This is a genomic window from Streptomyces sp. NPDC046909 (assembly GCF_040644695.1).
Taxonomy (GTDB): Bacteria; Actinomycetota; Actinomycetes; order Streptomycetales; family Streptomycetaceae; genus Streptomyces.
In genome coordinates, this window is record NZ_JBEYXC010000003.1 from 120,441 (window position 1) to 141,039 (window position 20,599).

14 protein-coding genes are annotated in these 20,599 nt (G+C 71.6%); 1 reads left to right on the forward strand and 13 read right to left on the reverse strand.

From position 1 onward, the window contains the following. Positions 1–107: 107 nt before the first annotated feature. The 10 genes from ABZ928_RS09210 to bldG form a co-directional block, all read right to left on the reverse strand. Positions 108–1,313: a DNA polymerase III subunit delta' gene (locus tag ABZ928_RS09210; RefSeq protein WP_361516368.1), complete on the reverse strand. Its 1,206-nt coding sequence runs from the start codon at positions 1,311–1,313 to the stop codon at positions 108–110. Between the two features lie 131 nt (positions 1,314–1,444). Continuing rightward, positions 1,445–4,711, reverse strand: a complete 3,267-nt coding sequence (tmk, locus tag ABZ928_RS09215; protein WP_361516370.1) for a dTMP kinase — start codon at positions 4,709–4,711, stop codon at positions 1,445–1,447. A 125-nt stretch (positions 4,712–4,836) separates the two neighbouring features. Then, entirely contained in the window at positions 4,837–7,674 is a 2,838-nt protein-coding gene (gene topA, locus ABZ928_RS09220) for a type I DNA topoisomerase (protein WP_361516372.1), read from the reverse strand. Positions 7,675–7,917: 243 nt separating this feature from the next. Continuing rightward, positions 7,918–8,115, reverse strand: a complete 198-nt coding sequence (locus ABZ928_RS09225) for a hypothetical protein (RefSeq protein ID WP_361516373.1) — start codon at positions 8,113–8,115, stop codon at positions 7,918–7,920. Positions 8,116–8,281: 166 nt separating this feature from the next. Next, entirely contained in the window at positions 8,282–10,705 is a 2,424-nt protein-coding gene (locus ABZ928_RS09230; RefSeq protein WP_361516375.1) for a protein kinase, read from the reverse strand. A gap of 349 nt (positions 10,706–11,054) precedes the next feature. Next, positions 11,055–12,587 (reverse strand): class I SAM-dependent methyltransferase, encoded by a 1,533-nt coding sequence (locus tag ABZ928_RS09235; RefSeq protein WP_361516376.1) that lies wholly within the window; start codon positions 12,585–12,587, stop codon positions 11,055–11,057. A gap of 75 nt (positions 12,588–12,662) precedes the next feature. Further along, a complete protein-coding gene (locus ABZ928_RS09240; RefSeq protein WP_361516378.1) occupies positions 12,663–13,253 on the reverse strand; it encodes a small secreted protein in 591 nt (196 codons plus the stop codon). A 194-nt stretch (positions 13,254–13,447) separates the two neighbouring features. Beyond that, positions 13,448–15,853, reverse strand: a complete 2,406-nt coding sequence (locus tag ABZ928_RS09245) for a sodium-translocating pyrophosphatase (protein ID WP_361516379.1) — start codon at positions 15,851–15,853, stop codon at positions 13,448–13,450. 276 nt (positions 15,854–16,129) lie between these two features. Beyond that, complete coding sequence (locus ABZ928_RS09250) at positions 16,130–16,567, reverse strand: ATP-binding protein (protein ID WP_361516380.1); 438 nt, start codon at positions 16,565–16,567, stop codon at positions 16,130–16,132. Between the two features lie 117 nt (positions 16,568–16,684). Next, positions 16,685–17,026, reverse strand: coding sequence for an anti-sigma factor antagonist BldG (gene bldG, locus ABZ928_RS09255; RefSeq protein ID WP_003975386.1), 342 nt, complete (start codon positions 17,024–17,026; stop codon positions 16,685–16,687). A gap of 81 nt (positions 17,027–17,107) precedes the next feature. On the opposite strand from bldG, the gene ABZ928_RS09260 reads away from it, so the two are divergent. After that, positions 17,108–19,630 (forward strand): DEAD/DEAH box helicase, encoded by a 2,523-nt coding sequence (locus tag ABZ928_RS09260; protein ID WP_361516382.1) that lies wholly within the window; start codon positions 17,108–17,110, stop codon positions 19,628–19,630. Here ABZ928_RS09260 and ABZ928_RS09265 read toward each other — a convergent pair. From ABZ928_RS09265 to ABZ928_RS09275, 3 genes are read right to left on the reverse strand one after another with little or no spacing between them, the layout of a single operon-like run. Beyond that, complete coding sequence (locus ABZ928_RS09265; RefSeq protein ID WP_361516384.1) at positions 19,527–20,006, reverse strand: Rv3654c family TadE-like protein; 480 nt, start codon at positions 20,004–20,006, stop codon at positions 19,527–19,529. The genes ABZ928_RS09260 and ABZ928_RS09265 overlap by 104 nt on opposite strands. After that, entirely contained in the window at positions 20,003–20,383 is a 381-nt protein-coding gene (locus ABZ928_RS09270; RefSeq protein WP_361516385.1) for a TadE family type IV pilus minor pilin, read from the reverse strand. The genes ABZ928_RS09265 and ABZ928_RS09270 overlap by 4 nt, the downstream gene beginning before the upstream one ends. Then, positions 20,370–20,582 carry a DUF4244 domain-containing protein gene (locus ABZ928_RS09275; RefSeq protein ID WP_361516387.1) on the reverse strand — a complete coding sequence of 71 codons (213 nt, stop codon included), beginning with the start codon at positions 20,580–20,582 and terminating at the stop codon, positions 20,370–20,372. The genes ABZ928_RS09270 and ABZ928_RS09275 overlap by 14 nt, the downstream gene beginning before the upstream one ends. Positions 20,583–20,599 lie beyond the last annotated feature (17 nt).

Genomic DNA, 20,599 nt, shown 5'->3' on the forward strand with positions numbered 1-20,599 from the left:
CCTGTTCCGGCTCGTACGGGGGACCTGGTCAACCTCCCGTTGATCGCGAGACGTACGGCGGCTCCCGTGAGCCGGGTCGCTCAGCCCCCTCAGCCCGCCCAGCCCGCTCAGCCCGCTCTGAGCGCCATCGTCATCGCCTCCACCGCGAGCAGCGGCGCCACATTGCGGTCGAGGGCGTCCCGGCAGGCGGCGATCGCCTCGATGCGGCGGAGTGTGGACTCCGGGGAGCTGCCACGGGCGAGGCGCTCCAGGGTGTCCTCGGCCTCCGCGTTGGCGATGGCGACGCGGGAGCCGAGCTGGAGGGCGAGCACATCGCGGTAGAAGCCGGTGAGGTCGGTCAGCGCGAGGTCGAGGCTGTCGCGCTGGGTACGGGTCCGGCGCCGCTTCTGCTTGTCCTCCAGGTCCTTCATCACGCCCGCGGTGCCGCGCGGCATCCGCCCGCCCTGCGCCGCGCCCAGAGCCGCCTTCAGTTCCTCGGTCTCCTTGGAGTCCATCTCCTCGGCGAGCACCTTGGCATCCTCCGCCGCCGCGTCGACGAGCTCCTGCGCCGCCTTGAGACACCCGCCGATGTCCTCGACCCGCAGGGGCATCTTCAGCACGGCCGCCCTGCGCTCCCGCGCGGCGGGGTCGGTGGCCAGCCGCCGGGCCCGGTCGACATGCCCCTGCGTGGCCCGCGCCACGGCCGCGGCGACACCGGGCTCGATCCCTTCCCGCCGTACGAGCAGATCGGCGACGGCGTCCACGGACGGCGTGCGCAGATTGAGGTGCCGGCAGCGGGAGCGGATGGTGGGCAGAACGTCCTCGATGGAGGGCGCGCAGAGCAGCCAGACGGTACGGGGAGCGGGCTCCTCGACGGCCTTCAGCACGGCGTTGGCCGACTTCTCGTTCAGCCGCTCGGCATCCTCGACGAGGATCACCTGCCACCGCCCGTTCGCCGGCGACGTGAACGACTTCCGTACGGTGTCCCGCATGTCGTCGGCGAGGATCTGCGTACCGACGGCCGCGACGGTGGTGACGTCGGCATGCGTACCGACGAGCGCGGTATGACACCCGTCGCAGAACCCGCACCCCGGCACCCCGCCCAGCGCCCGGTCCGGACTCACGCACTGCAACGCCGCGGCGAACGCCCGCGCCGCCTGCGTCCGCCCGGCCCCCGGCGGCCCGGTGAACAGCCACGCATGCGTCATCTTCGACGCCTCGGGCGGCGGAGCCCCGGCCCCGACCGCGGTGACGAACGCGTCAGCATCCCGAGCGGCAGCCCCGAGCTGCTCACTCACCTTCTCCTGGCCGACGAGATCGTCCCAGACGGTCACGGCTTACACCGCCCTTTCGTCATGGTTGGGGATACGGGGTCCATTGTGGGGCCGCCCACTGACAACGGGGTCAGACACAGGGCACGGGCAGGGGCACGGGCTCCGACCCCGGCCCACCCAGCGAACCGTCCTCAGCCCCGACGCCCCCGACCACGCCCCCCACGCCCGTCCCCGAACTCCTCGCCCTCCCGCGGACCGAGCAACTCGTCCGCCAGCGAAGGCAAGTCATCCAGCGGAGTCTCCTCGGCCCAGTCGGACCGAGCCCGCTTCCGAGGCGCCCCGGACTCATCCACCTGAGGCATCTCCCGCGTACGGTCCTCGCCCCCGTCGGCCCCGCCCTGCTCCGCCCGGAAGAACCCCGGCGGCACCCGATCCGCGGGAGTCTCACCCGGCACGGGCGGCAGCACAGCGGTCTCGTCGGCCGCACCCGGCACGACGGGAGGCAGCACAGCCGTCTCATCAGCCGCACCCGGCACCACAGGAGGCAGCACAGCCGTCTCATCCGCGGCCCCGGCCGGAGGCTTGGGCAGCTCAGCCGTCACCTCGTTGTCGGCGTTCCCCGCAGCCCCGCCAGTCCCCGCGGCCCCGGCAGTCCCCGCAGCCCCGCCAGTCCCCGCAGCCCCGCCAGTCCCCGTACCCTCCGGGTCCTCCTCCCGCACCGGCCGCAGCACAGCCGTCTCCTCCACCGGCCCCCCGGACGCATTGGTCGGGGTCACCACCGGCGTAGGCACAGTCGCCGCCTCCGGAGGCACCACCGCCGGCGGCGCGCCCTTCTTCGGCCCGGCCTCCGCGACCGCCGCCGCCTGCTCCGCGAGCCGTCGAGCCTCCTCGGCCCGCAGCAACGCCTCCTCGGCCTTCCGCTGCTTCTCGATGCGCCGGGCCTCGGCCTCGGCCCGCAGCCGGGCTTCCTCCTCGGCCTGCTTGCGCCGCCGGTCCTCCTCGGCCCTGCGGCGCGCTTCCTCCTCGGCGCGAGCCTTCTCCTCGGCGAGGAGCCGGACCCGCTCCTCCTCGGCCCGCTTACGCGCTTCCTCGGCCCGCAGCCGGGCCTCTTCCGCCTGCCGTTCGGCCTCGCGCCGCTGCGCCTCCTCCAGCTCGCGCCGCTTGCGCTCCTCCTCCTCGGCTCGCAGCCGCTCCAGCTGTTCCTGGCGCTCGCGCTCCAGGCGCTCCTCCTCGGCCTTGCGCGCGGCCTCTTCCTCGGCCTTCCTGCGCGCTTCCTCCTCGGCCTTGCGCCGGGCCTCCTCCTGCTCCCGGATCTCCTGCTCGGAGAGCGGCAGAAGCTGGTCGAGCCGGTGCCGTACGACGGTGGTGACGGCCTCGGGCTCCTGGCCCGCGTCCACGACCAGGTAGCGCCCCGGATCGGCCGCGGCCAGCGTCAGGAACCCGGACCGCACGCGCGCGTGGAACTCCGCGGGCTCCGACTCCAACCGGTCCGGCGCCTCGGTGAACCGCTCGCGGGCGATCTCCGGGGAGACGTCCAGCAGCACGGTCAGGTTCGGCACCAGCCCGTTCGTGGCCCACCGGTTGATCCGCGCGATCTCCGTCGGCGACAGATCGCGCCCCGCCCCCTGATACGCCACCGAGGAGTCGATGTACCGGTCCGAGATCACGACCGCACCCCGCTCCAGGGCGGGCCGCACGACCGTGTCCACGTGCTCCGCGCGGTCCGCCGCGTACAGCAGCGCCTCCGCGCGGTGGGACAGCCCGGCCGAGGAGACGTCCAGGAGGATCGACCGCAGCCGCTTGCCGACCGGCGTCGCCCCCGGCTCGCGCGTCACCACTACCTCGTGGCCCTTGGCCCTTATCCACTCGGCGAGCGCCTCGGCCTGGGTGGACTTCCCAGCGCCGTCGCCGCCCTCAAGGGCGATGAAGAAACCGGAGGCGGCGGGCGCCGTCACCGGGTCGTCCCCGCCGAGCAGCGCGTCCCGCAGGTCGTGCCGCAGCGGCACCCCGGACCGGTCGTCGACCTTGGCGAGCACCAGCGCGGCCACCGGCAGCAGCAGCGCGCCGACCAGCATCAGCGTGAACGCCGCACCGCCGTGCGCGAACACGAACTTGCCGTTCTCCAGCCGGTGCGGCCCGATCAGCGCGGCCACCAGCGGCGCGATCACCGCTCCGAGTGCCACGAAGACCCGTACGACCGCGTGCAGATGCTCGGTCGTGCGGCCGCGCCGGTAGTCCTCGGCCTCCTGGTCGAGGAGCGTGTGCCCGGTGTTGGCGGCGACGCCCGCGCCGACGCCGGCCAGCGCGACGATGAGGATCACGGTCGTCACGTCCGGGACGAGACCCGCGGCCAGCAGCGCGACGCCGGTGAAGGCGATCGCCAGCGCGAGCAGCCGCCGGCGCGAGAGCGTGACCAGCACCTTGGGCGCCGTACGGATGCCGACGACGACCCCGCCGGTCAGCCCCAGCACCAGCAGGCCGTACGTCACCGGGCCGCCGCCCAGGTCCTTGGCATGCAGGACGGACACGGCGACGGCGGCTGAGATCGCCCCGGCGACGGCCGCGGAGGCCAGCACCAGCAGCGGGAGGGCGCCGGTGCGGCCCTTGTCGACGCCGGAGCCCGTCTTGGGGCGGCGCATGCCCTCCAGCGGGGAACGCGCGCGTGGCGTGCGGGTGTCGGGCAGCTCCAGGAAGGTCACCACGGACAGGGACGCGGCGAAGAGCCCTGCCGCGACGTACGAGGCGAGGGCGGCCTGGTGCTGGGCGAACCAGTCGATCCCGGCGCCCAGAAGGTTGTTGACCAGCGAGGCGGTGACGAGCGCGGCGGCCGCGAGGGGGACCGCCACGAAGCTCGTACGCAGCGACAGGCGGCGCAGCGCGTCCATGTGGTCCGGCAGCGGCCGTACCGTCGCGCCCTCCGGCGGCGGGGCCGGCAGCAGGGCGGGCGCCGCGCTCTCACGGCAGACCGTCCAGAAGCGCTCGGCGACTCCGGTGACGAAGGCGGTCACCAGGAGGACGGCCAGGGCGTTGTCCGGGGTCCAGTCGATCCACAGGGGGGCGACGATCAGCGCCAGCGCCCGTACGGCGTCCGCGCCGACCATGGTCCAGCGGCGGTCGAGCGGTCCCTCCTGGGAAGTGAGGGACGTCAGCGGGCCGAGGAGCACCGCCCCGAACAGCAATGTGGCCAGAATGCGCACCCCGAAGACGGTCGCCACTGCGAACGCCACGCCCCGGTAGCCGCCGCCGAAGGAGCCCTGGGCGATCGCCGCCTGGAGGGCCAGGACGACCAGCACCAGCAGGGCGAGTGTGTCGCCGACACCCCCCACCAGCTGTGCGCTCCACAACCTCCTGAGCTGCGGTCGGCGCAACAGGGCGCGGACGGCGCGCTCGCGGGAGTCCGCCGCAAGGGCGTCGTCGGGGGCCGGGTGGTGGGCCGTCGGCTGCTCGGCTCGCGTCATGCTTTCAGCCTATCGGGCGGCACCGACAGCCCGGGGCGCCCGTCCGAACGTGCGCACGCCCCGACACCAAACCGATGCCGGGGCGTTCGTTTTGCGAACCCGTCGTGAAGGATCCGCAGCGCGAATCAGTCTTCGGACGCCGTCTTCGCGGCGGTCGCCGTCTTCGAAGCCGTCGCCTTCTTCGCGGGCGCCTTCTTGGCGGCCGTCGTCGTCTTCTTCGCCGCGGTCTTCTTCGCGGCCGTCTTCTTGGCCGGAGCGGCCTTCTTCGCGGCGGTCTTCTTCGCGGGCGCCTTCTTCGCCGTCTTCTTGGCGGGCGCCTTCGCCCGCTTCTCGGCGAGCAGTTCGAAGCCGCGCTCGGGGGTGATCTCCTCGACACTGTCGCCGGAGCGCAGGGTCGCGTTGGTCTCCCCGTCGGTCACATACGGTCCGAAACGGCCGTCCTTGACCACGACCGGCTTCTCGCTGACCGGGTCCGTGCCCAGTTCCTTCAGCGGCGGCTTGGCGGCGGCCCGGCCCCGCTGCTTGGGCTGGGAGTAGATCTCCAGCGCCTCTTCGAGGGTGATCGTGAAGAGCTGGTCCTCGGTCTGGAGCGAGCGCGAGTCCGTGCCCTTCTTCAGGTACGGCCCGTAGCGCCCGTTCTGCGCGGTGATCTCCTGGCCCTCGGCGTCGGTGCCGACCACGCGCGGCAGCGACATCAGCTTGAGCGCGTCCGCGAGCGTCACCGTGTCCAGGGACATCGACTTGAACAGCGAGGCCGTACGCGGCTTCACGGCGTTCTTGCCGGTCTTCGGGGTGCCCTCGGGGAGCACCTCGGTGACGTACGGGCCGTAGCGGCCGTCCCGCGCGATGATCTGGTGGCCCGTCTCCGGGTCGGCGCCCAGCTCGAAGTCACCGCTCGGCTTGGCGAGCAGCTCCTCCGCGAGCTCGACGGACAGCTCGTCCGGGGCGAGGTCCTCCGGCACGTCCGCGCGCTGGTGGCCCTCGGAGTCCTTCTCACCGCGCTCGATGTACGGGCCGTAGCGGCCGACCCGCAGCACGATGCCGTTGCCCACCGGGAACGACGACACCTCGCGCGCGTCGATCGCGCCCAGGTCGGTCACCAGCTCCTTGAGACCGCCGAGGTGGTCCCCGTCGCCGTTGCCGGCCACGGCCGCGCCCGCCGCGTCGCCCTCACCGAAGTAGAACCGCTTCAGCCACGGCACGGACTGGGCCTCGCCCCGCGCGATGCGGTCGAGGTCGTCCTCCATCTTGGCGGTGAAGTCGTAGTCGACGAGCCGCCCGAAGTGCTTCTCCAGGAGGTTGACCACGGCGAAGGACAGGAAGGACGGGACGAGTGCCGTGCCCTTCTTGAAGACATAGCCGCGGTCGAGGATCGTGCCGATGATCGACGCGTACGTCGACGGGCGGCCGATCTCGCGCTCTTCGAGCTCCTTGACCAGCGAGGCCTCGGTGTAGCGGGCCGGGGGCTTGGTGGCGTGCCCGTCGACCGTGATCTCCTCGGCGGAGAGCCGGTCGCCCTCGCTGACCTGCGGCAGCCGGCGCTCGCGGTCGTCCAGCTCGGCGTTCGGGTCGTCCGCGCCCTCGACGTACGCCTTCAGGAAGCCGTGGAAGGTGATCGTCTTGCCGGACGCGCTGAACTCGACGTCCCGGCCGTCGGCGGCGGTGCCACCGATCTTCACCGTGACGGAGTTGCCGGTCGCGTCCTTCATCTGGGAGGCGACGGTCCGCTTCCAGATCAGCTCGTAGAGCTTGAACTGGTCGCCGGTCAGTCCGGTCTCGGCGGGCGTGCGGAAACGATCACCCGAGGGGCGGATCGCCTCGTGCGCCTCCTGCGCGTTCTTGACCTTCCCCGCGTACGTCCGCGGGGCCGACGGCAGGTAGTCGGCGCCGTACAACTGCGTGACCTGCGCGCGGGCCGCGGCGACGGCGGTGTCGCTGAGCGTCGTGGAGTCCGTACGCATATAGGTGATGAAGCCGTTCTCGTACAGCTTCTGGGCGACCTGCATGGTCGCCTTCGCGCCGAAGCCGAGCTTGCGGCTGGCCTCCTGCTGGAGGGTCGTCGTACGGAACGGGGCGTACGGCGAGCGACGGTACGGCTTGGACTCGACGGACCGGACGGCGAAGTCGGTGTTCTCCAGCGCGGCGGCCAGCGCGCGGGCGCCCGCCTCGTCGAGGTGGAGGGTGTTGGCGCCCTTGATCTGGCCCAGGGAGTCGAAGTCGCGGCCCTGTGCGACGCGCTTGCCGTCGACGCTCTGGAGGCGGGCGACCAGGGTCGACGGGTCGCTCGCGTCACCCGCGCGGCCGGTGCCGAAGGTGCCCGTCAGGTCCCAGTACTCGGCGGAGCGGAAGGCGATGCGCTCGCGCTCCCGCTCGACGACCAGGCGGGTGGCGACGGACTGGACACGGCCGGCCGACAGGCGCGGCATGACCTTCTTCCACAGGACCGGCGAGACCTCGTAGCCGTAGAGGCGGTCGAGGATACGGCGGGTCTCCTGGGCGTCGACCATGCGCTGGTTGAGATCGCGCGGGTTGGCGACGGCGGCCCGGATCGCGTCCTTGGTGATCTCGTGGAACACCATGCGCTTGACCGGGACCTTGGGCTTCAGGACCTCCAGGAGGTGCCACGCGATGGCCTCGCCCTCGCGGTCCTCATCGGTGGCGAGGAAGAGCTCGTCGGAGTCCTTCAGCAGGTCCTTGAGCTTCTTGACCTGGGCCTTCTTGTCGGCGTTGACGACATAGATGGGCTCGAAGTCGTGCTCGACGTCCACGCCGAGCCGGCGGACCTCGCCGGTGTACTGCTCCGGCACCTCGGCGGCGCCGTTGGGGAGGTCGCGGATGTGCCCGACGCTCGCCTCGACGACGTAACCAGGGCCGAGATAGCCCTTGATCGTCTTCGCCTTGGCAGGCGACTCGACGATGACGAGTCGGCGGCCGCCCTTTGCGGTCTCGCTGGTCGGGGACAACTTCGCTCTTCTCTCCGGTCGACGCTGGGGCCTCCCCCGCGTTCCCCCGGGGTCGGGTCATGGTGACGCTGCGGAGTGTGACGGTACATCCCGCCCCCGTGTCAAACGGGAAAAGCCCGCAACGGCCACTCGAACGGTAACCCGACTACCGCCATTCCTGCCGCCCGGAGTACCCACCGGCTATTTCGAGCCTTACCGGAGGGAGACCTGCTGATTACCGGGACCTCGGCTTTTCCATGATCCTCAGATACGGATCAGGCACCATGCGCCAAGGCCCAGCGCCACCACCGCGGCCAGGCTCGCGAGGGCCGCCGATGCGACGGGGTTCACACCGTGCGCCACGGGTTCGCGCTGCCGCAACCGGGCCGCGGTCCACACCAGCAGCCCACCCCCGAACAGGGCGAACACCAACCCCGCGAAGATCGCCGGTCCCCTCTCCATGACGCCCCTGCCCCTTTTGTCCCGTCCGCGCGTGTCCAGCCCCGGGGAGGTTGACACGCGCGGGCGGCGGCCAGGCGAACCTGAGGTGAACGCGGAGCCGACGGGGCTGTGGACTCCCCGAAAGGCCCCGAGCGACCTCAGGCGGCCCCGCGTGGCTCAGCCTGGCTCAGACGGATCCGGGCGCGGGTATCTTTCCGGTCGTCTTTCCGTTGTCGACCCGGCCCACGGTGCACACGGCCTTCTTGAACCCCTGGTTCCAGTCGTCCTCATCGGCCACCCAGCCGAACACGGCCCTCTCCGATCCCGGCGCCCAAGTCGACTCGAATTTGTTGCCGCAAAGCTTGGTCGCGTTGTCGAGGCCTTTCTTGTAGCTCATGCTGCCGGGCGCCTGGGCCACGCCTATGACCTGGTCGGTGTGGGGTTTCGCGCAGTCGGTGAGCGGGGCGTTGTAGCCCTCCTGTTCCTCCTCGTAGATCCAGCAGTCGCCGACACTCATCTGACCGACCCACAATTTGGCGCCCTCGTCGCGGAACCGGCCCACTTCACCGCCGATCGCGGCATGGCGTCCGAGTACGAGACATGCCGTACCGCTGTTGGCCGCGGTGAAGCCCTCCTTCGTCGGTACGACGGCGTAGCCCGCCGCGTCCGGCAGGGCGTCGACGACCGCGCGCGTCTGGTTCTCACAGCGCTTGGCGCCCTCGGCGGCCGCGTCGGCGTAGTCGGTGGCGGTGTCGACCGCCACGACCTGCCCGTCGGGCCAGTCGTCGGAACAGCTCACCTTCCCCAGGTTCGGCGCGGACTTGAACGGCGTCCCCGACCACACCGCCTGCACACAGTCACCGGTCTCCAACGGCTGACTGAGCCCCACGACATCGCCGTACGGCAGCACGGGCCCGGTCGGCGGCGGCGAGCTCTTGGGCACGCTGGAGGTGGGCGGCTTCTTCGGCGTCGCGGTGTTGTCGTCCCCGCCGTTGTCCCTCGTCAGCGAAACGGCCAGCCAGGTGCCCCCGGCGACGACGAGCACGACGGCCACGACAAGCGCGACGATGGCGAGCCGCTTCTTCGCGGGGTCGGGCGGAGGCAACGGCCCCCCTCCGGGGCCACCGGGCCCGCCCGCACCCCATCCAACACCTGAAGTGCCGCCGAGGTAAGGCGCGGTGGGGCTTCCCGCGCTCGGATACGGCGACTGCGCGGAGCCGCCGCCACCCCCGTACGGCCCGTACGGTGTCGGGCTGCCGCCCCCGGCGGGCGGCTGCTGTGCGCCCCCGCTCCCGTAGGGCCCCTGCGCGTACGGGTTGCCGGGTGCCGCGGGCTGCTGCGGTGGGGCGGCCTGCCGCCACGGGTCGTACGGCGCGGCACCGGCGGCCCCGGCCGGCGTCACCGGTCCTCCCGGACTGCCCGCCGGAGTGTGCGGGGTCTGCGGCGTGCTCGGTGTCGGCAGCGCGGCCGGGGTCTGCGGTGTGCCCGGTGTCCCGGGTGTCTGCGGTGTCCCCGGCCCTGACCCGCCGCCCCAACCAGGTGACGTGCTCGCGACGTACCCAGGTGGCGGCCCGTCCGTCGCACCGCCCCCCGACGGACCACCGGGGCCACCGGGGCCGGGGACACCGGTACCGACCGGCTGCGCGCCCCGTCCGTCCACCGAACCCGCCGCGCCGAATCCCTCGGGCGGCGGTCCGAAGCCCCCCGGTGTCGCACCGGCCGGGGCGGGCCACACCGGCGAGGCGCCCTGCACCACCCGTTCCAGCCCCCGCGCCACCGTCTCCGGCGAGGACCTGCGCACGGGGTCCTTCACCAGCAATCCCTGGAGCACGGGCGCGAGTTCACCGGCCCGCACGGTCGGTGTCGGCTCCTCGCCCAGCAGGGCCGTGAGGGTCGCGTAGTCGCCGTGGCGGTCGAAGGGCCCCCGTCCCTCCACCGCCGAGTACAGCGTCGCGCCCAGCGAGAACAGGTCCGCGGCCGGCGTCGGCGGCTCCCCACGCGCGCGTTCCGGCGCGAGATAGCCCGGCGTGCCGAGGATGCCCGCGGTGGCGGTCAGCCGGGGTTCGCGGGACTCGGGCTGGAGGGCGATGCCGTAGTCGGTGAGCAGCACGCGCGCGAACGGGTCGCCCGAAGCGTCCGAGGCCAGAAGGATGTTGGCCGGTTTCACATCCCGGTGCAGGATGCCGATCCGGTGCCCGGCGGTCAGCGCGTCGAGCACGGCGATCCCGATGCGGGCCGCCTGGACGGGCAGCAGCGGCCCTGAACGCCGTACGACCGCCTGGAGGTCCACCGCGTCCGGCACGTACTCCATGACGATCCACGGCAGTCCCTCGTGCACCACCACGTCGTGCACGGTCGCCACATGCGGATGCCCGCGCAGCCGCGCCGCGTGCCGGGCCTCGCTGCGGGCGCGTGCGATGCGCTGCGCGGGCTCGGTCGCGTCCATCGGCACGTCCGGAAGCGCGATCTCCTTCATCGCGACTTCGCAGGCCAACTCCTCGTCGTACGCGAGCCACACGCGCCCCATGCCACCCGCGCCGAGCGTCCGCAGCAGCCGGTAGCGCCCGTTGATGACCCTGCCTTCGCCCTGATCCGGCGTCTCCCCCGCCATCACGCCTCCCCCCGAGACCCGAGACAGTGCGCCTCCCCCGAGGACGCGTCGAGTCCGTCTTCCGAAGGTAGCTTCGCACGTGCCACTGACAGGAGACCTTTTCGTCACCAATCAGACCAGACCAGGCACTCCCGCCCCGCCCGTGTCCTGCCGCCCCAGGCGCACCGTCACATCGAGGGCCGAGCACCGCCCGGGGCCGATCTCGACGGCCCGGCAGCACGACTTCACAGCGGCACAGCGGCACAGCGGCACAGCGGCGACACGCGAACACCGGGCCCCGACGACGAGTTCGGCCGCCGACAGCCCCGCGCTCAACCCTTCGCTCCGCACCTCCCGCTCCGCACCTCCCTCACGCCCCCTCGGCGCCCGCCGGCTCCAGGAACCCCTGCTCCACCAGCAGCCGGATCTGCGCCGGCGTACGGTCCCGCAGCAACACCGGGTCCTCGCCCACCAGTTGCGCGATCGCGTCCAGGATCCGCCCCGCGCTCAGCGACCCGTCGCACACGCCCGCGAAGCCCGCCCCGACCGTGTCCACCTTGGTCGCGCGCCGCATCCCGCGGTTCTGCCGCAGCACGACATGCTCCGGATCCTCCGCACCGGGCAGCCCGACCTGCTCCTGCACGATCTCGGGCGCGAGCTTGAAATGCCCCGCCAGCAGAGCCGCGTCGTCATGCGCCCGCAGATAGTCGAGCCGCTCGAAGTGCGCCCGTACGGTGTCCCCGAGCGGCTGTTCGACGGGGTGCGGCCACTCCTCGGCGACGACGGAGGGCTCGGCGGCGCCGGTCCTGCGCAACGTGATCCAGCCGAACCCGACCGCCCGCACCTTGCGCGCCTCGAACTCGTCCAGCCAGGCGTCGTACAGCGCCTGGTACTCGGCCGGGTCCCCGCGGTGGTCCCCGGCGTCCCGCAGCCACAGTTCGGCGTACTGCGTGACGTCCTGCACCTCGCGCTGCACGATCCACGCGTCACACCCGCGCGGCACCCAGGAGCGCAGCCGGTCCTGCCAGTCCTCTCCCTCCACGTGCTGCCAGTTGGCGAGGAACTGCGCGAACCCGCCCTCGTTCAGCCGCTCCCCCGCCTGCTGAACGAGCGACCGGCACAGATCGTCCCCGCCCATCCCGCCGTCCCGGTACGTCAGCCGCGCACCCGGCGAGATCACGAAGGGCGGGTTCGACACGATCAGGTCGTACGTCTCCCCGTGCTTCACGGGCTCGAACAGCGAGCCCTCCCGCAGCTCGGCCGCCGGGGCGCCGGAGAGCGCCAGCGTGAGCCCGGTGATGTGCAGCGCGCGCGGGTTGAGGTCGGTCGCCGTCACGCGCGTGGCGTGCTGCGCGGCGTGCAGCGCCTGGATGCCGGAGCCGGTGCCGAGGTCGAGGGCGGACGACACCGGCGTACGGACGGTGATGCCCGCCAGGGTCGTGGACGCGCCGCCGACCCCGAGGACCACGCCCTCGTCCCGACTACCGATCCCTCCGGCGCCCCCGACGGCGCACCCGAGGTCGGACACGATGAACCAGTCCTCGCCACCGGGCCCGCCGTAGGGCCGTACGTCCACGGTGGCCGCCACCTCGTCGGCGCCCGCGCGCACCAGCCAGCCGCTCTCCAGACACGCGTCCAGGGGCAGCACGTCCGCCACGCGCGCGTGGAGCACCGGCTGCTGGAGCAGGAAGAGCCGTACGAGGACCTCCAGCGGGGTGTCCCCGCGGGTCGCCCGGAGCGCGGGCACGGTCTCGCTGCGGGCGAGCGCCGCGTACGCGGGGGCGCCGAGCAGTTCGAGGAGCCCGTCGGCGGTGAAGGAGGCGCCCAGAAGGGCGTCCCTCAGGCGCGCGGCGACGTCGGGGCGGTCGGCGGAGGGCAGGGAGGCAAGGCTGGCGTTACTCACCACCCCATTGTGAACCGGCGCCGCAGGCGATGCCTACGGCGCCGGGGCCACGCGCGCGTGGATGTCACGTGGAGGTCAGCCGTTGGCCGCCGACGGCGAGGCGGACGCGCTCTTGCAGCTCTCCTGCTTCGCCATCGCCTTGCCGACGTCACCCTCCTCCAGGGTCTTCAGGGCGTCGCTGCCGCTGGTGCTCAGCTTGTCCAGCTGGGCCGCGATGTCCTTGAGGCCGTCGGCGAACTTGGCCTGGTCCTTGGTGTCGAGCTTCTCGACCTGCTGCTGGAGGGAGGCGTAGGACGCGGAGATGCTGTTGAGCTCCTTGACGGCGTTCTTCTGCTTCGTCTCGCCGTTGTCGACGTCCGGCGCCCCGGCTTTGGTCACCGCGGCCCCGATCGCCTTGTAGGCCTCAGACATGTCCTGGAAGGCCTGTGCGTCGGTCTTCTGGACGTCCTCCGGTGTGCTGTTGTCCGAGGTCTCCTTCTGGATCGCGGCGTTGGCGGCCTCGATCTTCTTGGCCTGCGGCTGTACGGCGTCGCAGACCTCCTTGGCCCAGGAGTTCAGCTTGTCGCTGTTGTCGTCGCTGCTGCATCCCGCCAGCGCCAGTACCAGTACCGCACCGCCGGACAGTGCGGCCGCGAGCTTCTTGTTCACCGGATTGGTCCCTTCCATGGCCTTCGGCCCCGGAAGATACACGCCGGACCGCCCACGACCGTATGCCGGACGTCCGCATGGTCATCTTTTGTAACCATTTGCACCAAGCGAGAGAAGGCTCACGATGAGGGCGTGCACACACAGCGGCGGGCGGGCGACGCGCCAACGCGCGCCCCCCGCCCGCCCCTTGAGCAGGCGCCGGTTAAGACCGCCTACGAAACCACCGCGGGATCAGCCGACTTGACCGACCTCTTGGCGCTCTCCTCGTCCCCTACGGCGATCCCGCGCCGCTTGGAGACATAGACCGCGCCGACGATCACGAGGAGCGAGAGAACGGCGATGGTGATCCGTACGCCGATGCTCTTGTCCTCGCCGTAGCTGAACTTGATGACCGCGGGCGCGATGAGGAGCGCGACGAGGTTCATCACCTTCAGCAGCGGGTTGATCGCGGGCCCGGCGGTGTCCTTGAAGGGGTCGCCGACCGTGTCGCCGATCACCGTCGCGGCGTGGGCCTCGCTGCCCTTGCCGCCGTGGTGACCGTCCTCGACGAGCTTCTTGGCGTTGTCCCAGGCACCGCCGGAGTTGGCCAGGAACACCGCCATGAGCGTGCCCGTGCCGATCGCGCCCGCCAGGTAGGAGCCGAGCGCGCCGACACCGAGCGTGAACCCGATGAAGATGGGCGCCATGACGGCGAGCAGTCCCGGGGTCGTCAGTTCCCTGAGCGCGTCCCGGGTGCAGATGTCGACGACCTTGCCGTACTCCGGCTTCTCGCTGTAGTCCATGATCCCGGGCCGCTCGCGGAACTGCCGTCGCACCTCGTAGACCACGGCACCCGCTGACCGCGACACGGCGTTGATGGCGAGTCCGGAGAAGAGGAAGACGACCGCGGCGCCCGCGATGAGGCCGACGAGGTTGTTGGGCTGCGAGATGTCCATCATCAGGCTCATCGGAGCCCCGTCGCCGGACAGCTTCTCGCCGACGTCCTGCGCGCCGGTCGTGATCGCGTCACGGTACGACCCGAAGAGCGCCGACGCCGCCAGGACGGCGGTGGCGATGGCGATGCCCTTGGTGATGGCCTTGGTGGTGTTGCCGACCGCGTCCAGGTTGGTGAGCACCTGCGCGCCCGCGCCCTCGACGTCGCCGGACATCTCGGCGATGCCCTGGGCGTTGTCGGAGACCGGCCCGAAGGTGTCCATGGCGACGATCACACCGACCGTGGTGAGCAGACCGGTACCGGCCAGTGCCACCGCGAACAGCGCGAGCATGATCGACGTACCGCCGAGCAGGAACGCCCCGTAGACGCCGAGGCCGATCAACAGGGCGGTGTAGACGGCCGATTCGAGACCGATCGAGATACCGGCGAGGACGACGGTGGCCGGGCCGGTGAGCGAGGTCTTGCCGATGTCCTGGACGGGACGCCGGGTGGTCTCGGTGAAGTAGCCGGTCAGCTGCTGGATGACGGCGGCCAGCAGGATGCCGATGGCGACCGCGACGAGCGCGAGGATGCGCGGGTCGCCGTCCTTGCCGGCGATCGCCCCGTCGGTGACGCCGTCGAGATCGGCGTACGACGACGGCAGATACGCGAAGACGGCCACGGCCACCAGCACGAGCGAGATCACCGCGGAGATGAAGAACCCGCGGTTGATCGCGGACATGCCGCTGCGGTCGGACCGGCGCGGGGCCACCGCGAAGATGCCGATCATGGCGGTCAGGACGCCGATCGCGGGCACGATCAGCGGGAAGGCGAGTCCGGCGTCGCCGAAGGCCGCCTTGCCGAGGATCAGCGCGGCGACCAGGGTCACGGCGTACGACTCGAAGAGGTCGGCCGCCATGCCCGCGCAGTCGCCGACGTTGTCGCCCACGTTGTCGGCGATGGTCGCGGCATTGCGCGGGTCGTCCTCCGGAATGCCCTGCTCGACCTTGCCGACCAGGTCGGCGCCGACGTCGGCGGCCTTGGTGAAGATGCCGCCGCCGACACGCATGAACATGGCGATGAGGGCGGCCCCGAGGCCGAAACCCTCAAGCACCTTCGGCGCGTCGGCCGCGTAGACGAGCACCACACAGGAGGCGCCCAGCAGACCGAGCCCCACTGTGAACATGCCGACGACGCCGCCCGTACGGAAAGCGATCTTCATTGCTTTGTGCGAGACGGCGGTGAGATCTTTTTCCGGCTCACCTTCCGCAGGTGTCGCTTCCCGTGCCGCCGCGGCAACGCGCACATTGCTGCGCACGGCGAGCCACATGCCGATATAGCCGGTGGCCGCCGAGAACGCCGCGCCGATCAAGAAGAAGACGGATCGACCGGCGCGTTGATTCCAGTCGTCCGCGGGCAGCAGCATGAGCAGGAAGAACACGACCACGGCGAATACGCCGAGCGTGCGCAACTGCCGTGCGAGATAGGCGTTGGCGCCTTCCTGCACCGCCGAAGCGATCTCTTTCATGCTGTCGGTGCCCTCGCCCGCCGCGAGCACCTGGCGTACCAGGACGCCCGCGACCACGAGCGCGGCCAGTGCGACGGCGGCGATCACCCAGACGATGATCCGGTTGTCGTCGGTCAGAACCGCGGCTGCGAGGGTAGTGGGATGGTCCAGCTGATGAGGGGTAGAAAGCCCCGCCATTCGTCCTCCTTGACGCTTGGGCTGAGCTCAAGATGTGGACGGATTGTAGGTACCCCGCCCTGATCAAAACAGGGCACGGTAAACGGAATTGGCCTTCACATGCTCTTCAGCAAAAGATCGACGTCACGCCACAGAACCCGAAAGAGCTAATGCCTTAAAGGCATTGACTGATCGTGAATGATTTCACGAATTCGGAAAATGCGAAGGGCCCCGCAGGTGCGGGGCCCTTCGACGTTCTGCTCTGCGCTGTTCTGCGCTGTTCTGCTCTTATGAAGGTCAGGGAAGCGTCGCGGCCGGCGGAGTGGTCGGCCAGGTCATACGGATCGACCCGCCGTGCTCCCCCGCGGTGACCTCCACGTCGTCGACCAGACCGCTGATGACCGCGAGGCCCATCTCGTCCTCCTCGGTCTCCGCGTCCGGGTCCTCGGCGGCCCCGCCGGGCGCCCGGTCACCCGGGGCCGAGCGCGGCGCCTCGTCGCCGACCTCGATGGAGAACTGCTTCTCCTCCTCGATCAGCAGCACCTTCACCGGTGCGGTGATGCCGCCGTTCTGATGCAGTCCGACGGCACGGGAGCAGGCCTCGCCGACGGCGAGCCTGACCTCGTCGAGTACGGCCTCGTCCACTCCGGCCCTGCGCGCCACCGCTGCCGCCACCAGACGGGCGGTCCGGACGTGCTCGGGCAGCGCGCTGAAGCGGAGTTCAACGGTGGCCATGCATCCCCCTCGGAACTACGGGCGTGCTGTCGGGGGACCGGGCTGCCGAAAGCCCGGACCCCCATGTACTACGGCCGCCCCGGGCTCGGTCCTTTTTCCGCGCCCGGGCCGGGTGGATCAGTCGGTGGCCGCCACCGCTTCCTCGACCGAGGTGTGGATCGGGAACACCTTGGTGAGGCCGGTGATGCGGAAGATCTTCAGAATGCGCTCCTGGTTGCAGACCAGGCGCAGCGAGCCCTCATGGGCCCGCACTCGCTTCAGGCCGCCGACCAGCACGCCGAGCCCGGTGGAGTCGAGGAAGTCCACGCCCTCCATGTCGACGACGAGGTGGAAACTCCCGTCGTTCACCAGCTCGACCAGCTGCTCGCGCAGCTTGGGCGCGGTATATACGTCGATTTCGCCACCGACCTCGACGACCGTACGATCGCCGACGGTACGGGTCGACAGGGACAGGTCCACGGATCCTCCAGCACCTTGCTATCGAGCGGTCGCCCGTTAGGACACTCTCGGCAGAGCCCCCAGGACGGTTCGCCAGCCGCGATGGCATTCAATCACTTACCGGCAGGCGTGCACGACGCCTTGGTCCCATTGTCCGTCACGCCAGTGACACACTCGATGCCGATGGCCAAGAATCACCGATCCGATCGACCCTCGGCGGACACCGTCTCCCGGCCGGAACCGGGCACGGTCCTGGACCGGCTCGCCTCCGGGCCGAGCCGGGCTGCGCGCATCACTCATACGGAGCACTTGCCCCCGCGCGAGGGCCGCCATGCCGTCTGGCCTGACCGGATTCGCCCGGAGGTGATCGCCGCGGTCCAGGCGGCGGGTGTCGAACACCCCTGGGCCCACCAGGCACAGGCGGCCGAGCACGCCCTGGACGGCGACTCGGTGGTCGTCGCCACCGGCACGGCCTCCGGCAAGTCCCTGGCGTATCTCGCGCCCGTCCTGACGGCCCTCCTGGACGGCTCCGAGGCCCCGAACGGCCGCGGCGCCACGGCCCTCTACCTCGCCCCCACGAAGGCGCTGGCGGCCGACCAGTGGCGTTCTGTGAAGGAACTTTCACAACCGTTGGGCAATTCAGTTCGACCCGCGGTCTACGACGGCGACACCCCCTTCGAGGAACGCGAGTGGATCCGCCAGTACGCCAACTACGTGCTGACCAACCCGGACATGCTGCACCGCGGCATCCTCCCCTCCCACCCCCGCTGGTCCTCCTTCCTCAAGGCGCTCAAGTACGTCGTCATCGACGAGGTGCACACCTACCGCGGCGTCTTCGGCTCCCATGTCGCCCAGGTACTGCGCCGGCTGCGCCGCCTCTGCGCCCGCTACGGCGCCTCCCCCGTCTTCCTGCTGGCCTCCGCGACCGCCGCCGAGCCCGCGGTCGCCGCCCGCCGCCTCACCGGCCTCCCGGTGCTGGAAGTGGCCGACGACGCCTCCCCGCGCGGTGAACTGGTGTTCGCCCTCTGGGAGCCCCCGCTCACCGAGCTCCAGGGCGAGAAGGGCGCCCCGGTCCGCCGTACGGCCACGGCGGAGACGGCCGACCTCCTCACCGACCTCACCGTGCAGGGCGTCCGCTCGGTCGCCTTCGTACGCTCCCGGCGCGGCGCCGAACTCATCTCGGTCATCGCCCAGGAGAGACTGGCCGAGGTCGACCGCTCCCTGGCCCGCCGGGTGGCTGCGTACCGCGGCGGCTACCTCCCCGAGGAACGCCGCGCCCTGGAACAGGCCCTCCACTCGGGAGAGTTGCTGGGCCTGGCCGCGACGACGGCCCTGGAACTCGGCATCGACGTCTCGGGTCTGGACGCCGTGGTCATCGCCGGCTACCCCGGCACGCGCGCGTCCCTGTGGCAGCAGGCGGGCCGGGCGGGCCGCTCGGGCCAGGGGGCGCTGGCGGTCCTGGTGGCCCGGGACGACCCCCTGGACACCTTCCTCGTCCACCACCCCGAGGCCCTGTTCGACCAGCCCGTGGAGTCGACGGTCCTCGACCCCGACAACCCGTACGTCTTGGCCCCGCACCTGTGCGCGGCGGCGGCGGAACTGCCGCTGACGGACGACGACCTGGAGCTGTTCGGCCCGGAGACCGAGAGCCTGCTCCCGCAACTGGAGGCCGCGAAGCTGCTGCGCCGCCGCACGAAGGCCTGGCACTGGACCCGCCGGGAGTCCGCCGCCGACCTCGCCGACATCCGCGGCGGGGGCGGCCGTCCGTTCCAGATCGTCGAGTCCGGCACGGGCCGCCTCCTGGGCACGGTCGACGCGGGCGCCGCGCACACCACGGTCCACGAGGGCGCGGTCCACCTCCACCAGGGCCGTACCTACCTGGTCCGTTCCCTGGACCTGGAGGACTCGGTGGCCCTGGTCGAGGAGGCGAACCCCCCGTACGCCACGGTGGCCCGCGACACCACGGCGGTCTCCGTCCTGGAGACGGACGTCGAAGTCCCCTGGGGCGAGGGCAAGTTGTGCTACGGCTCGGTCGAAGTCACCAACCAGGTCGTCTCCTTCCTGCGCCGCCGCCTCATCACCGGTGAAGTCCTGGGCGAGACCAAACTCGACCTCCCTCCTCGTACGTTGCGCACCCGCGCGGTGTGGTGGACGGTCACCGAGGACCAGTTGGACGAGGCCCGCATCAACCCCGAGATCCTCGGCGGCGCCCTGCACGCGGCGGAACACGCCTCGATCGGCATGCTCCCGCTGTTCGCGACCTGCGACCGCTGGGACATCGGCGGCGTCTCGATCCCCCTGCACCCCGACACGCTCCTGCCGACGGTCTTCGTCTACGACGGCCACCCCGGCGGCGCGGGCTTCGCCGAGCGCGCCTTCCACACCGCCCGCGCCTGGCTCACCGCCACTCGCCAGGCCATCGCCGCCTGCGAGTGCGACGCCGGCTGCCCGTCCTGCATCCAGTCCCCCAAGTGCGGCAACGGCAACGATCCGCTGCACAAGAGGGGGGCCGTGCGGCTGCTCACGGTGCTGTTGCGGGGGGCGCCGGAGGAGAAGGGGGAGGAAGGGCCGATGGAGGTGCCGGCGCCGGAAAGGGCTGCTCCGCCGGGCCCGCCCGTGCCCTGACCTCCGCCGTGAACGGCCCCCGTCCCGCCCTCGCCGTCACGTCCGAGGTCTCGCCCACGATCGCGCACCGCACGAGCCGGGTGCCCTGGGCCCGGGCCACCCGCTCCGCCCGCGCGCAAGCGGCCGTGCCGCCCTCCGTCCAGTGGTCCGCCGCCGCGAGCGCCGCGAGGTCGGCGCTCCCGGCCGCGCGATGCCGGGTCACGACGGCCTGCCCCAGGGCGAGCACGACACCGAACACCACACACAGCACGGCGATCGCACCGACGCTCCAGACGGTGGCGGAGCCACGGTCGTCGAGCTGCCGGCCAGGTACAGATCCCCGGCGGAATCCCCTGCCGGTGACCGACCCGCCGCACCTCCGCGGCCCTCCCCTCATGTCCCGCCCTCCACCGAGGCCACGGCCTCCTCCCGTACCTCGAAGGGCAGCCCGTGCAGCAGTGGCGGCTTCGCCACGACCACCACCCGGACCTGCTCCCCGACCCGCTCTCCCTCCGGCTTCCGCTCCCGGCTCACCGTGACCTCCGCCCCGCGCGGCGCCGCCGCCCGGGCCACCTCGACGACCGCGTCGGCCGGATCCTCCCGCGCCGCCGCCCGGGCCCCCGTACGCGCCGCGTCCACGCACTGGATCTGCGCGGCCACCACGAGCAGCCCCCACACCAGCGCCGTCGCGAACATCACCAGTACGGGCAGCACCACGGCCGACTCCGCCGTCACGAACCCCCGGTCCGCGCGGCCCCGTTCACATCCGCGCATCGAGCGCCTGCTTCACGATGCCCTGCAGCGCCGCGCTGACGGGCCCGCTGGTCACCACCTTGTAGAGGACGGCCGCGAACGCCACCGCCGCGACGATCCCCATCGCGTACTCGGAGGTGACCATCCCCGCGTCCCTCCGCACCGCACGCGCCACCCTGCCCACCAGGACACGCATGCGTGCCCGTACCGCCTTGTACATCTCAACCCCCGTAAATG